This is a genomic window from Streptomyces lydicus (genome assembly GCF_004125265.1).
Taxonomy (GTDB): domain Bacteria; phylum Actinomycetota; class Actinomycetes; order Streptomycetales; family Streptomycetaceae; genus Streptomyces; species Streptomyces lydicus_C.
Genome location: NZ_RDTE01000003.1, coordinates 7,693,190 through 7,706,694 on the forward strand (window position 1 = coordinate 7,693,190; position 13,505 = coordinate 7,706,694).

General features: G+C 70.0%; 16 protein-coding genes. 8 read left to right on the top strand and 8 right to left on the bottom strand.

Going from position 1 to position 13,505, the window contains the following annotated elements; genetic code table 11:
- Window positions 1-4 precede the first annotated feature (4 nt).
- From D9V36_RS36490 to D9V36_RS36520, 7 genes are all read left to right on the top strand, one after another.
- Window positions 5-718 carry a GvpL/GvpF family gas vesicle protein gene (locus D9V36_RS36490; protein WP_129297532.1) on the top strand — a complete coding sequence of 238 codons (714 nt, stop codon included), beginning with the start codon at window positions 5-7 and terminating at the stop codon, window positions 716-718.
- A gap of 9 nt (window positions 719-727) precedes the next feature.
- Window positions 728-982, top strand: coding sequence for a gas vesicle protein GvpG (locus D9V36_RS36495; protein WP_129297533.1), 255 nt, complete (start codon window positions 728-730; stop codon window positions 980-982).
- A gap of 84 nt (window positions 983-1,066) precedes the next feature.
- Entirely contained in the window at window positions 1,067-1,627 is a 561-nt protein-coding gene (locus D9V36_RS36500) for a gas vesicle protein (RefSeq protein ID WP_431357726.1), read from the top strand.
- Window positions 1,624-2,442 (top strand): GvpL/GvpF family gas vesicle protein, encoded by an 819-nt coding sequence (locus D9V36_RS36505; RefSeq protein ID WP_129297534.1) that lies wholly within the window; start codon window positions 1,624-1,626, stop codon window positions 2,440-2,442. The genes D9V36_RS36500 and D9V36_RS36505 overlap by 4 nt, the downstream gene beginning before the upstream one ends.
- A complete protein-coding gene (locus D9V36_RS36510; RefSeq protein WP_129297535.1) occupies window positions 2,439-2,690 on the top strand; it encodes a gas vesicle protein in 252 nt (83 codons plus the stop codon). The genes D9V36_RS36505 and D9V36_RS36510 overlap by 4 nt, the downstream gene beginning before the upstream one ends.
- Window positions 2,677-3,084 (top strand): gas vesicle protein K, encoded by a 408-nt coding sequence (locus tag D9V36_RS36515; RefSeq protein WP_129297536.1) that lies wholly within the window; start codon window positions 2,677-2,679, stop codon window positions 3,082-3,084. The genes D9V36_RS36510 and D9V36_RS36515 overlap by 14 nt, the downstream gene beginning before the upstream one ends.
- Before the next feature lie 17 nt (window positions 3,085-3,101).
- The gene (locus tag D9V36_RS36520; protein ID WP_129297537.1) at window positions 3,102-3,275 is read left to right on the top strand and encodes a CsbD family protein; all 174 of its coding nucleotides are present in this window, start codon (window positions 3,102-3,104) and stop codon (window positions 3,273-3,275) included.
- Window positions 3,276-3,437: 162 nt separating this feature from the next.
- Here D9V36_RS36520 and D9V36_RS36525 read toward each other — a convergent pair whose 3' ends face one another.
- Both D9V36_RS36525 and D9V36_RS36530 read right to left on the bottom strand, forming a co-directional pair.
- Window positions 3,438-4,442, bottom strand: a complete 1,005-nt coding sequence (locus D9V36_RS36525) for an SRPBCC family protein (RefSeq protein ID WP_129297538.1) — start codon at window positions 4,440-4,442, stop codon at window positions 3,438-3,440.
- A gap of 6 nt (window positions 4,443-4,448) precedes the next feature.
- Entirely contained in the window at window positions 4,449-5,423 is a 975-nt protein-coding gene (locus D9V36_RS36530; protein WP_129297539.1) for a histone protein, read from the bottom strand.
- A gap of 360 nt (window positions 5,424-5,783) precedes the next feature.
- Between D9V36_RS36530 and D9V36_RS36535 the strand changes: the two genes are divergently transcribed.
- Entirely contained in the window at window positions 5,784-7,304 is a 1,521-nt protein-coding gene (locus tag D9V36_RS36535; protein WP_241721177.1) for an alpha/beta hydrolase, read from the top strand.
- 117 nt (window positions 7,305-7,421) lie between these two features.
- Here D9V36_RS36535 and D9V36_RS36540 read toward each other — a convergent pair whose 3' ends face one another.
- The 6 genes from D9V36_RS36540 to D9V36_RS36570 all read right to left on the bottom strand — a co-directional run bounded on the left by D9V36_RS36540 (window position 7,422) and on the right by D9V36_RS36570 (window position 13,505).
- Window positions 7,422-7,649 (bottom strand): DUF6458 family protein, encoded by a 228-nt coding sequence (locus tag D9V36_RS36540; protein ID WP_129297540.1) that lies wholly within the window; start codon window positions 7,647-7,649, stop codon window positions 7,422-7,424.
- 118 nt (window positions 7,650-7,767) lie between these two features.
- On the bottom strand, window positions 7,768-8,835 hold the full coding sequence (locus tag D9V36_RS36545; RefSeq protein ID WP_129298934.1) for a Ku protein: 1,068 nt from the start codon (window positions 8,833-8,835) through the stop codon (window positions 7,768-7,770).
- 178 nt (window positions 8,836-9,013) lie between these two features.
- On the bottom strand, window positions 9,014-10,405 hold the full coding sequence (locus D9V36_RS36550) for a DUF2252 domain-containing protein (protein WP_129297541.1): 1,392 nt from the start codon (window positions 10,403-10,405) through the stop codon (window positions 9,014-9,016).
- Window positions 10,406-10,433: 28 nt separating this feature from the next.
- Window positions 10,434-10,835: a DUF7144 family membrane protein gene (locus tag D9V36_RS36555; RefSeq protein WP_129297542.1), complete on the bottom strand. Its 402-nt coding sequence runs from the start codon at window positions 10,833-10,835 to the stop codon at window positions 10,434-10,436.
- A gap of 99 nt (window positions 10,836-10,934) precedes the next feature.
- Window positions 10,935-11,774: a hypothetical protein gene (locus D9V36_RS36560; RefSeq protein WP_129297543.1), complete on the bottom strand. Its 840-nt coding sequence runs from the start codon at window positions 11,772-11,774 to the stop codon at window positions 10,935-10,937.
- A 585-nt stretch (window positions 11,775-12,359) separates the two neighbouring features.
- Window positions 12,360-13,505 carry a cation diffusion facilitator family transporter gene (locus D9V36_RS36570; RefSeq protein WP_431357727.1) on the bottom strand — a complete coding sequence of 382 codons (1,146 nt, stop codon included), beginning with the start codon at window positions 13,503-13,505 and terminating at the stop codon, window positions 12,360-12,362.

The window sequence follows — 13,505 nt, forward strand, 5'->3', positions numbered from 1 at the left end:
AGCGATGTCCGTCTATGTGTACTCCATCGTCGCGACCACCCACCCACAAGGACTCGAGGGTCTGGACGGCGTGGGAAAGCCGCCGTCCGCCCTGCGCACGGTGCAGACCGAGGACCTCTCCGCGGTCGTCAGCGACGCTCCCGAGGAGCTGCGCCCCAAACGCCGCGACCTCGCCGCCCACCAGGCCGTCCAGGAGCGGCTGATGGCCGACGGCACGGTCCTGCCCCTGCAGTTCGGCTTCACGACCGCCGACGACGACGCCGTGCGGGAGGTCCTGGAGGAGCGGGTGGAGGAATTCACCGAGCGGCTGGAGGCGCTGGCGGGCTGCGTCGAATACCACCTGAAGGCCGCCCAGGAGGAGGAGGCGATGCTGCGGCAGATCCTGCGGGAGTCGGATGAGGCCCGTGCGCTCAACGAGGAGATCAGAAGCGGCACCGGAAGCCCGGACCTGCCGCTCGCCCTCGGTGAACTGGTCTCCAAGGAGGTGCAGGCCCGGCAGGACCGGCTGGCCGGCCAAGTCCTCGACGCACTGCGCGGGTTCGCCCGGGAGGAAAGCGGCTTCCAGCCCGCCGGGAACGATTTCCTGAGCGTGTCCTTCCTCGTGGAACGGGACAACGAGAAGAGTTTCCTCGCCGCTGAGCAGGATCTCGCCAAGGAGCTGGGGGAGGACTTCGACCTCCGGCTGCTCGGCCCGCTTCCCGCCTACAGCTTCGTCTAGGGAGGCCTCATGGGCCTGTTGAGTCAGATCGCCACCTTCCCGCTGGCGCCGGTGCGCGGCGTGGCATGGGTCATGGAACGCGCCCTGGAGGCCGCGGAGAACGAGTACTACGACCCCGAACCCATCGAGCGGGAACTCGCCGAGCTGGAACAGTCGCTGCTGGCGGGAGAGATATCCGAGGAGGCGTTCGACCGGCGCGAGGACGAACTCCTGGACCGGCTGGACGAGATCAGGGCCCATGCCCAGGGCACCGACACCACCTGACCACGGCGGCCGGTGCGGCGGCGGGGCGCGGGAGTGCGCACCCGTCGCCACGCCGGGACATGAGGGAATCGAGGTGCAGCGGCCGTGAACGAACCCGTCGCCCGGAGGATGGGTGACTCCCCGTCCAGGGCCGGCCCGTACAGCGGACAGGGCTCCTCGGCCAATCTCGCCGACATCCTGGAGCGGGTCCTGGACAAGGGCATCGTCATCGCGGGCGACATCCAGATCAATCTGCTGGACATCGAACTGCTCACCATCAAGCTGCGCCTGCTGATCGCCTCGGTGGACAAGGCCAAGGAGATGGGCATCGACTGGTGGGAGCACGATCCGTCACTCTCCTCCCGCGCCGCCGACGGCCACCACTCGCTGGCGGAGGAGAACAAGCGGTTGCGCGCCGAGATCGAGGCACTGCGCGAGCGCACCGAGCTGTCCCCGGCCGAGGACGAGGACGAGGCCGAGTACGAGGAAGCCGAAGAGGTGGCCGGGGACGAAGCCGGGGAGTACGAGGAGGGCGAGGAGTACGAGGAGGCGGAGGAGGTAGACGCTCCGGCCGCCACCCGCCGCCCCTCCCGCCCCGCACGCCCCACGCGCACCTCACGCGCCAAACGAACCGCGCCCCGTAGCAAGCGGCGGGACGAGTCATGACGACCGAGTCCGTCACCTACGCCTACGCCGTCGCGCAGGACCCCGACGGGTCGCTGGAGGAGGCCCTGACCGGACTGCCGGGAGTCGCCGACGGGCCGGTGCGTCTGGTGCGCGCGGGAGACCGCGGCGAGGTGGTGGTGGCCGTGGGGGCCGTACCCGAGCAGGACTTCGAGGAGACCGCGCTGCGTGCGCATCTGGAGGACCTGGACTGGCTGGAGTCGGTGGCCCGCGCCCACCACCGGGTGATCGAGGCGCTGGCTGCCCGCACCACCGTCCTGCCGCTCCGTCTGGCGACGGTGTACCTCGACGACGCACGGGTGCGGCAGATGCTCGACACCCGCCAGGAGGCGTTCGCCGAGCGGCTGTCCGATCTGGCCGCGCACACGGAGTGGGGCGTCAAGATCTATGTCGAGGCGCCCGCGGCCACCGCCAGGCCCGCCGAGCCGCCCGCGGACGCGGACCTGAGCCCCGGGCGGGCCTACCTCAGCCACCGCAAGGCGCAGCGGCACGCCCGCGAGGACGCCTACCGGGACGCCGAAGAGGTCGCCCGGCGCGTCGAGGACGCGGCCCGTGGCTATGCGGTGGACCGGGTCCAGCACCGGGTACAGCAGGGCGAACTCGCCCGCGGCCCGGGGGAGAACATCATCAACGACGCCTACCTCGTACCGCTGGAGCACGGCGAGAGCTTCCGGGCCGAGGTCTCCCGGGCAGCGGAGGGAAGCTCCGGGGTGCGCGTCGAGGTCACCGGGCCCTGGGCCCCGTACTCCTTCGCCACACCCCCCGAAGCCGAACCGCTGAAGCGAGCCGCCCCGTGAGGCCGGCGGGCGGGCCGCCGGCCAAGGCGGACGAGCCCCTGCCGGACCGGCAGATCGCCCTGATCGACCTGTTGGACCGGTTGCTCAGCGGAGGCGTGGTCCTCACCGGAGACATCGTCCTGTCCATCGCCGATATCGACCTCGTACGCGTCTCGCTGCGCGCTCTGATCGTCTCCATCAGCGAACAGAACCCCTCCCCGTGGCGCACTACCGCGCCCCTGGCAAGGGACGACGATGACAGCCGGTGACCGCCGCCCCGGCAGCCGCTTCGACGATGTCGCCGATGCGGCCGCCCGTGCCTTCGATCTGCTGCCCTCGACACCGCAGGACGTCCGGCCGCCGGCAGGGCCGGGACCACGAAGGCCGGCACACCGGGTCAGTGCCGACCCCGACACGGTCGAGCGGGACCTGATCAAGCTCGTCCTCACCCTCGTCGAGCTGCTGCGCCAGCTCATGGAACGCCAGGCCCTACAGCGGGTCGACGCCGGAGACCTCACCGAGGAACAGGAGGAACGCCTGGGAGCGACGCTGATGATCCTCCACGACCGGATGGTGGAACTCTGCGCGCAGTACGACCTTTCGATGTCGGACCTGAATCTGGACCTCGGTCCGCTCGGGACCTTGTTGCCCCCCGCCGAATGACCACGAAGGAGTACGACATGCGCATGGGAAAGAAGGCCAGGAACATCGGCCATATCGTCGAGGGAAAGGCCAAGGAAACGACCGGAAGGGCCCTCGGTAACAAGAGCCTGCAGCGGAGAGGGAAGTCGGAGCAGGCCATGGGGAAAATGCGGCAGGCAGTGGAAAAGGGCAGGGACACCTTCAAGCACTGAACGGTCGCGGCTCCGCCGTCACGCTGCATGTGACGGCGGAGCGCCGGGCCCACCGGCCGGTGGGCCGGGGCCCGTTCCGGTGCGGCCCGGGGCCGGTGGCGGCCCCGGTTGCGGTGGCGCCGCCCGCCGCGCCCGCCATGAGAGCCGCGAAGGAAGCCACTCTCACTTTTCTTCCTCCCCTTCGCCTTCCTCCTCTTCGTCCTCGTACTCCTCCTCCGGCTCCTCCTCGGGCTCTTCCTCTTCTTCCTCGTCGCCCTCTTCGTCGGCGGCGTCTTCGTCCTCGTACGCGTACTCCTCTTCGCCGTCCTCGCCTTCGTAGCCCTCGGCTTCTTCGTCTCCGGTCTCTTCGCCCTCGGCCTCTTCTTCCTCGATGGCCTCTTCGTGGGTCCGTACGACCTCGCCGTCGCGGATTTCCCCGCGCCAGCCCTCGGGCTCCTCATCGGTGAGGGTGACGTAGCGCTGGAAATGCTTGAAGTCCAGCCGCAGCCGGCGTCCCTGGACCCGCCAGACATTGCCGGTCTTCTCGAAGAATCCCGAGGCGTAGTACTCGACGACCAGCACGATGCGGGTCAGATTGGGTGCCATCTCGTGAAAACTGACGGCACCGCGGGTCGATCCCTTGGCGCCTTCGGACGTCCAGACGATGCGTTCGTCAGGAACCTGCTCCTGAACGGTCGCCTTCCACCCACGGGTGGACGGGCCGACCTTGGCCTTCCAGTCACTCGTCATCTCGTCGTGCAGCGAGACATTACGGACACCCTTGGTGAAGCCGCTGAACTTCTCGTACTGCGTCCAGTGGTCGTAGGCGGTGCGCAGGGGCACCCCGATATCCAGGACTTCGATGATATTGGTGACCTTCTTGTCCCCCGATTTGCGTTTCTTGCCGCCGAACAGGCCCTTGGCCTTGTCCATCACGGTGTCCTTGACGTTCTCCGCCGTCCCCTTCACGGCGGCTTTGACGGGGGAGTCGCCGCCGAGGAGATTGCCCGCGATCTTGGACAGTGAGCCTCCGTTCTCGGCGACATCGGTGAGCTGGCCTGTCACATCCATCAGTTTGTCGCCGGCCTTCTCGGCCAGGTTCCCCACCCATTTCGTGGCATAGCCGCCGAGTTCGCTGCGCAGTCGATCGAGTCCCGAGTCCGCGTTGTCCTGTCCCGTCTTGGCCATGACCGGTTACCTCCGGCGCTCGGTGCGCGATGATGTCTTCTTGGCGGTCTTCTTCGCAGCAGGGGCCGCCTTCTTCCCTGCGGCGGTCTTCTTCGCAGTGGCTTTCTTGGCGGGCGCCGTTTTCTTCGCGGCGGTTTTCTTCGCTGCGGTTTTCTTGGCTGTCGTCTTCTTCGCCGCGGTCTTCTGTGCCGCGGCTTGCTTGGCCGGAGCCGCCTTCTTGGCCGGAGCCTTCCCGGCGGTCTTCTTCGCCGCCGTCTTCCTGGCTGCGGTTTTCTTCGCAGGTGCCGACTTCTTCGCGGCCGTCTTCTTCGCCGCGGGCTTGGCGGCGGACTTCTTGGCCGGCGGCCGCTGTGCGCCCTTCTTCGCCGGGGCGCCCCGTTCCGCCTCCGGCGCACGCTTGCGCGGCTTCGGTTCCGGCTTCGCAGCGGCCCGCGGGGTGCGCCGGGACGGGCGCTCCTCGGGTTCTTCCTCCGGCTCCTCTTCTTCCGCTTCTTCTTCGTCCTCGTACTCGTCCTCCGGTTCTTCCTCCTCCGGCTCCTCCTCTTCCTCGTATTCGTCCTCCTCGTACTCGTCCTCGGGCTCCTCGCCCTCCTCGTCCTCCTCGTACGCGTACTCCCCCTCGTCTCCCTCCTCTGGCTCCTCCTCTTCCTCCTCCGGCTCCAGTCCGAGGCCATCGAGCTTGAGGGACCGGTCGTGGAGGGTGTCGGCGAGCGTCGTCAGACGGCGGTTGGCGGCCGTCGTCAAGGCCTTCCGGCCGGCGTCCATGACTTCCCCGCGCAGTTGGTCGCCCAGCTCCGCGACCTGGGGAATCTCGCCGAGCTTGCGGATCCCCTGGGCCACGAGCTGGCGCGGTTCAAGGCCGAATTGCCGTCCGGCGATATAGGACGCCACCGTGAGCGCGAACCGGCCCTTCTTCGTACGGCCCAGCACATAGCCGCCGGCAAGTGCGGCGGCCAGCAGGACCTTGGATGTGTCATTCATGGGTGCGTCACCCTTCCCGGACTTGCGGCGAATCGGCGTTCGTGCAGGGGCCGCCGCCACGGTGCGGCACGGTTCTGCCCTGTTTCCAGAGTGATCGGTGTCCTGATCGGCGCATCTCGAGCGGCCCGAAAGACGCTGTGCGGTCACCCTGAGGAGGCGTCCGGTCCTGCTGGGTGGCGAGGCGCACGCGGGCACGGCGCACGGCGGCAGCGGCGTCACGGCAGGTGTGCGGGCACCGGGCAACCGACCTACGCTCGGACTATGCCGGGAACACGCCGTGCGCCGCCTCGAATGGGAGTAGGGGGAGCGTGGTGTGTTCGCCGCCGCCGGGCGTCGGCGCGCCCGTCGGTGGTGGCTGCGGTGGCCGCGGTGGCGGCGCTGCTCGCCGGGTTCGTGGGAACCCCGGCCGCTGCGGCAGCCGATGGTCCGGATCTGACGTCCTTCTACCAGCAGAAACTGTCCTGGGAACCCTGCGGCAAGGATCTGCGGAACGGCGCGGGAAGCGACGGCACCGGTCAGCCGCCCGGCTACCGGGGGCGTCTGGAGTGCGCCCGGCTGGAGGTCCCACGGGACTACCGCAACCCCGAACGGAACACCATGCAGGTCCAGCTGATCCGGCTGAAGGCGACCGGGCCCGGCAAACGGATCGGCTCCCTGGTGCTCAACCCCGGTGGACCGGGTGCTTCCGGCGTCAACTACCTCACCGACAGCGGCAGCGCCTTCGCCCGGCTGGGGCAGCGCTACGACCTCGTGAGCTTCGATCCGCGCGGCACCGGCCACACCGACCCGGTCTCCTGCGGCAGCAAGCTCGCGCCACCCGGCAAGGGCGCCGACGACAGCCTCGCCGCGAAGGAGAAGCGCATCAACGAGGCCTGCGGCCGCTACTCCGGTGAGCTGCTGCGCTGGGTCGGCACGCCTGATGTCGCCCGGGACATGGACGTCCTGCGCGCCGCGGTCCACGACGACAAGCTCAACTACCTGGGGTTCTCGTACGGCACCAGGCTCGGGGCGGTCTACGCCCACGAGTTCCCGCACAAGGTCGGCCGGATGGTCCTGGACAGCGTCGAGGACCCGACCAAGAACCAGTGGCAGACCGCGCTGTCCCAGGCGCGGGGCTTCCAGCGGGCGCTGGACGACTTCGCCGCCGACTGCACCCACCGGCCGGACTGCGCGCTGGGCACCGATGAGCACAAGGCGCAGGATCAACTGCGTTCATGGTACCGGGAGCTGAGTGATCAGCCGATGAAGGCGAAGGGGGAGACGGTGGATGAGACCACCTATGTGTACGCCTTGCGTGAGGCGCTGTACAGCAGGAGCGACTGGCCGGCACTGCGGCAGGCCCTGTCGCAGCTGCGGACCGGAGACGCCTCGGGGATTCTCCGCCTGAGCGACGCGGGGGGCAGCAGCGCCGCCCGTGCCGGCAGCGCCCCGGCACGGCGGGTCGGCCAGGACGACCTACCGTCGCAGGACCAGCTGGCCCTGCGAGCGATCTCCTGCCGGGACACCTCGGAACGCTACGGCGAACGCGACTACCCCCGCGCGGAGCGCGAACTCACCAAGGCTTCCCCGCTCTTCGGCCCGGACATCGCCCCGACCTTGCTGGACTGTTACTCCTGGCCCGTTGCGGGCGACGACGCCTCCCGGGACGTCGCGGCGCCCGACGCGCCGCCGATTCTGCTCGTCGCGACCACCAACGATCCGGCGACCCCCTACCAAGGTGCCTTCAACATGGCCCGTGAGCTGGGCAATTCCAGCACCGTGCTGACCTTCCGCGGGGAGGGACACGCCGCCTACACCACCGGCGACCCCTGCGTGCAGCGCCGTGTGGACGACTTCCTGCTGAACGGCACCCTGCCGAAGGGGAAGACCTCCTGCGGTTGAGGACCGTGCCGGGAAGTGCCGTACCGGCGAGGGCCATAGCGGCTAAGGGCCGTACCGGCGAGGGCCATAGCGGCTAAGGGCCGTACCGGCGGCGGTGAAGCGACCCTCCGTCAGCGGCTACCTGTAGTAGCGGTTGTCCTCGACGTCGACGACGGGTGCGCCGGGGGACGGCGGCTGGGTACGCCGCCGCTTCAGGATGCTCACATAGGTGGCGATGCCGATGACACCGACGATCATCATGATGATTCCCACCAGGTCGACGTTGATCCCCGCTATGTGCCAGTCCACCGCGAACGTGAGGATGGCCCCCACCGCGAGCAGAACGATGCACCCGCCGATACCCATGGCATCAGCCTCCCTAACTGTCCGGCCGGAAAGGCCTGTTGGGTGAGCGCGTACCCCGGGGCGGGCGCCTTATGTGCGCTGCGGGGGGCGGCCGGTGGTCCCGGGTCACGGGCGGGGCTCAGCCGGCCCGCCGTCCGCTGCCGCTCACGCTCTCCTTCGCCGGGGCTGCCTTCTTGGCAGCGGTCTTCTTGGCGGCGGCCTTGGTCGCGGAGCTCTTGGTGGCAGCGGACCTCTTCGTCGCTGTCTTCGTCGCTGCCTCCTTCTTCTCTGCCTTCTTCTCTGCCGTCTTCTCCGCCGCGGTCTTCTTCGTCGTGCCCTTCTGCGTGGTGTCCTTCTTCGTGGTGCGGCCCGATCCGGCGCCGCCGCCCGACGAGCCCCCGGCGCCCTCGCCCTCGTCCTCACCGCGGGACTTCCTGGCCGCGCGGACGCTGTCCTGAAGGGCCGCCATCAGGTCCACCACCTGCCCGGCCGGCTGCTCCTCGCCGGCCGGGAACTCCGGTTCGCGATGCGCCAGCTTCGCCGCCACGATCTCTTCGAGCGCTTCACGGTAGTGATCGTGCACATCGTCCTCGGACAGTTCGCCGAAGGAATCCATCAGCGTCTCGGCGGCCGCCACCTCGGCCGGGGCGACCTCCGCCTGCCGTTCGGGCAGCACCCCGTCCAGCGAGCGGATCTGGTGCGGCCACAGCAGTACCTGCATGACCAGCACGTCCTCCACCGGGCGGATCATGGCCAGCGTCTCCCGCCCGTGCAGGGCGATCTTGCCGAGCCCGACGCGCTGATGCCGCTCCATCGCCTCGCGCAGCAGGGCGTAGGGCTTGGCCGCGGCGGGGCTGTCGATGCCGAGGTAGTACCCCTTGCCCATCTGCAGCGGGTCGATGTCGCCGCCGGCGACGAAGGCCAGGATCGTCAGCGTCTTCGCGGTGGGCAGCGGCAGCGCGTCCAGATCGTCGTCGCTCAGCGGTACGACGGTGTCGCCGCCGTCGGGTTTGTAGCCGCGGCCGATCTCGTCCGGGGTGATCTCGGTGCCTTCGAGCGAGCAGACGGGCTGATTGCGCACCCGGCCGCCGTCCGCCGTGTGGATCCGCACAAAGCTGACCGACGTGGAGCTGTCCGTGGCGTTGTACGCGGCGACCGGGATCGTGACCAGGCCGAAGCTGATGGAGAACTTCGCCGTGGGGCGCATGGGGGCCGCCTTCATCGGAGCCATTCGGCACCATGCTAGGCGGGGCGGACGGAGGGTACATCCCGGACGAATCGGGGTGCGCCCATCCGGTGGGGCCCGGCTCGGCCCGGCCCGCGGCGCCGCGCTCGGACACCTCCCGCCGCCCCGGCCGCCTCCCGCCGCCCGGCTGCCGGCCCGCTCAGGAGGACGCGGCCGCGACCCGGCCGCTCCGGACCGCCTCGGCGAGCGCCTGGTGATCGAGTTCATTGCGGTCCGCGTAGCGCTCCGCGAACCGCGCCAGGGCCTCCTCGAAGACCGTGCCGCTGCCGAGATAGGCGCCGATCGCGATCCGGTCGCCGGACCTGGCGTGCGCGCGGGCCAGGGTGGCCCCGCAGCGTACGGCGAACCGCCGCATACCCGTCGGCGCCATCGCATCCGTCGGCATGATGCCCTTCCAGTCACGCAACTGGCGTACATAGAAGTCGCGTTGGCGGCCGTCGATGCCGGTGGTCCGCGCCCAGCCGAGGAAGATGTCGCCGGCGGCCTGCATCAGCCGCTGGCCGGCCGCGACGCGTTCGCCCTGGTGGGTGTAGAGGCTCGGTCCGGCGTAGGCGGCGAGTGCGGAATCGTCGGCCTCCTTGGCCTGCAGCAGCAGCGGGTCGTCCGTGTCCTTGCCGAGCAGCAGCACGATCCAGCAGCGGGTGCCCACACTGCCGACCCCGACGACCTTGCGCGCCACGTCGACGACCCGGTACTGCTCCAGCAGCCGGCGATGATCCGAACGCAGGGTGCGGCCGTAGTCCTGGACCAGCCCGCGGATCTGGTCCGTCAGCTGGTCACGTTCGGCGTCCGGCAGCAGATCGTCCAGCGGCACGATCAACGGCGGGTCGGCGGCGATCCGCACCCGGTCGCCGCTCCTCCGGGTCAGCTTGCGATACGCCTGCACGGTGTCGTGCGTACGGGCCTCCGCGATCGTGTGGGCCAGCCCCGCCCGGCCCCTGCCGCTCAGCTCATGCGCTTCCTCGGCCTCCACATCGGCCATGTCGGCATGGGCGTACCAGACCTCCAGGGTGCGCATCTCCGCGTAACGGCGCATCTGCTCGCGGTAGGACGCGCCGGCCGCCCGGACGATGGCGGTCCGCACCTTCTCGGGGAAGCCGTTCCCGCGTCCCGCGATGGCGAGGCTGGCCGCCAGGCGCTTGACGTCCCACTCCCACGGGCCGGGCAAGGTCTCGTCGAAGTCGTTGATGTCGAACATCAGATGGCGTTCGGGGGAGGCCAGCAGCCGGAAATTCAGCAGATGGGCGTCCCCGCACAGCTGGGTCCGCAGCCCCGTGGACGGCGTCGTGGCCAGGTCGGCCGCCATGATGGCGGCGGCGCCGCGGTAGAAGCGGAAGGGCGACTCCAGCATCCGCCCGTAGCGCAGGGGCACCAACTCCGGTACCCGCAGGGCCGACTGCCGTTCGATGATGTCCACCGGATCGGCGCGGGAAGCCGGGGCGCTGAACTCCGCATGACACGAGCGGGGCACTTCGGAGCGAAGTGCCCTGCCCTGTTCCGCGCGTTCCTGCGGGGTGGGTACGGAGGTCATGGCCGGGGCCGGATCTCGGTGGTTCAGGTCACCGGGCGGCCGCCGAGTGATGGTGGTCGTCCCTACACAGCGCCCACATGATGAAGATGTCGATGGCGACCAGCACGATGGCCCAGAACGGGTAGTGGGGGATCCACAGGAAGTTCGCCATCGCGCCGAGGCCCGCCAGGATGATACCGATCACCCGCGCCCACATCGCCCCGGTGGCGAGCAGGGCGACACCCGCGAGGAAGATGACGATGCCCAGGATGAGGTGGATCCAGCCCCAGCCCGTGAGGCTGAACGAGAACACGTAGTTCCGCGTGGTGACGAAGAGGCGGTCCTGCGCGATGGCGGAGATGCCCTCCAGGAAGGCCATGAGGCCACCGAAGATCATCAGAACTGCGGCGAACGCTGTCCATCCGCTCACACTGTGCTTCTGAGTGGCCATGGGTCACTCCTTCACTTGAGAAACCTGGCCGTCCAAACCGGACCTGCCGACCGTCGATACAGCAAATCCACGTTGACACAGGTACCGGCCAGCCGCATGTCAGGGACTTTCGAAGGCCTGGAGCACCCCGGCCACCGCGAAGCACAGCGCCCCCGTGAGGGTCCCCCCATTGGCGATACCGACGCTGACCAGGCTGTCGGTCTCCGGCCGGGTGAAAGCGGCCACCGCGGACACCATGAAGAGCACGGAGCCGAACTGATTGACCGCGACGATCCACCAGCCGAGACTGCGCCGGTGCAGGCACAGCAGGCGATGACAGATCTCGACGACCGCCAGCTGCCCGGAAATCAGGAACAGCAGGCAGCCGATCATGTCGGGCGCCCAGACCAGCCGGTTCATCTGCCGGGCCGTGAGCCCCTGCAGGAACGAATCCAGCAGATTGACGCCGAACACCAGCGTCCCGGCGAACAGCAGGAAGGTGGTCAGCCAGTCGATCCGGCCCGGTTCGTAGCTCCACCAGCGGAAGCGGTGCGTGGTCAGCGCACCCGCCGCACTCTCCCGGCGCGGGGCGTTGATGGCCTGGACGAGTGAGGCATAGCCGCCGAGGGTGAAGAACGCGCCACCGACGAAGTAGATGGTGGCGGTGACGGTCGGCCGCCTGGAGCTGAACTGGGCGAGCACCGCACCGAGCGCGAACAGCGCCCCGCCGAGAAGGAAGGAGACCGCGGCGATGTTGTTGAGCCTGCGCAGCCGGACCAGTGCCGGGGCGTCGGCGCGCCGCGGGCTGGTGCGGGTGGCCCCGGCGGGCCGCACCGCCAGCGTCCCGCGTTTACGGGCCGCCCGCGACTCCCAGATGGCGGTGTCGCCTGCGGCGAGGCGCCAGGTCAGCCGGGTGGTGAACGGTCCCGCGCCTTCGGCGCGCTCCTCGGAATGGCCCACCTGCCGAGCCTAACGATCCCGTACGGGAATGCCGGTAGCGCCTCGTCAGGTCTTTGTGCCGGTGCCCGGCGCGGGAACGGGACCGGGCGCGGGGCCCGGCTCCGGTCCCGGTGTCGGTGGCGCGGGGTGCGGCGGGACCGGGTCCGGTTCGGGTGCCGGCACCGGCGGGGGCACCGGATCGGGCCCCGGGGCGGGGACCGGTCCGGGCGCCGGGCCCGGCGTGGGTCCCGGCGGGCCGGGTCCCGGGCCCGGTGTGGGCGGCACCGGATCGGGATGGGTGGGCCCCGGCGGTCCTGGTGGCTGTCGCACCGTCATGTGCTCCTCACGCGTCGCTCCTCGGCGGCCGGGCGCCGCACGCTCGCTCCGTGCGGCATGCCGGTCTTCTTGCCGGTCCTGCGCCGACCATGCGAAGCGCTCCCCCAAACAGTGATCATGCGGAGTGCTCCCACGAACGCCGATCCTGCGACGTGCTCCCCACGGTCCGGCTGCCCGGCGTACGTCCCCACTCTGCGACGGCCGGGGCCACTCGGCGAGACGGGAGGGGACCGGCGCAGCGCGTACCCCCTCCCGCCCCGACCGCGCGCCTCACCCCTCCCGCGCCGCCCCGTCCTGCCCGGACTTGCCGTCTTGCCCGGACGGGCCATCCCGCCCGGACCCGTCGTCCACCGCCCGGTCCAGCCGCCGCCGCTCCTGCCGGGCGCGTTCCCGGTCGCCGGGCGAGGCGTCCGTGACGTCCAGGAAGACCTGGTCGGCGAGCGGCCATCGCTCGCGGATGGTCCGCTTCAGTCGTACCAGGACCTCCTCGACCTCCTCGCTGTCCAGGCCGCCGACGAGATCGACACGGGCCGCGACCAGCGTCGACCGGGTCCCCAGCCGCATCGACAGCAGAGTGGTCACGGTGTCGATCTCCGGCTGCTGCGTCAGGAACTCCACAAGGGCCCGGCGCAGGGCCGGGTCGGCGGCCTCGCCGATGATCTGGCCGCGTGACTCCTTGGCGAGCCGGTAGGCGACGAACACCAGCAGCGCACCGATGAGCATGGACGCCCAGGCCTCCCACCGGACCTCTCCGGTGATCATGTGCAGTCCCAGGCCGGCCATGGCGAGCACTACACCGAAACAGGCCGTCGAGTCCTCGGCCAGCACCGTCCGCAACGCGGGGTCGTCGGCCGAGCGGATCGCCTCCCGGACGCTCCGGCCGGTCCGCCGCGCCTGGCCGGCCACCTGCAGCACGGCGCGGACCAGCGAGGAGCCCTCGGCGACCAGCGCGACCGCCAGCACGACGAGGCCGACGACATAGCCCGTATGGCTCTCCGAGCTGTCCGAGCGCAGTGCCTCGATGCCCTGGAAGACGGAGAAGCAGCCGCCCATGACGAAGATGCCGACGGCGGCCAGCAGGGACCAGAAGTACCGCTCCTTGCCGTAGCCGAAGGGGTGTTTGCTGTCGGGCGCGCGCGTGCTGCGCTTGAGCGAGGCCAGCAGAAAGATCTCGTTGAGGCTGTCGGCCACCGAGTGGGCGGCCTCGGAGAGCAGCGCGGGGGAGCCCGCGAACAGCCCGCCGAGCAGCTTGGCGAGGGCGATCACCAGATTGGCGCCGAGCGCCACGAAGACGGTGACCGCGGTCCGGCTGTCCTCCTGGTCCTTCTGGTCCTTCTGGTCCTCCTGGTTGTCCTTGTCCTCCTCCCGGTCCGGTCGGCCGGTGGAGTGGTGCGCGGTCTCAGCGTGCCGGGACAA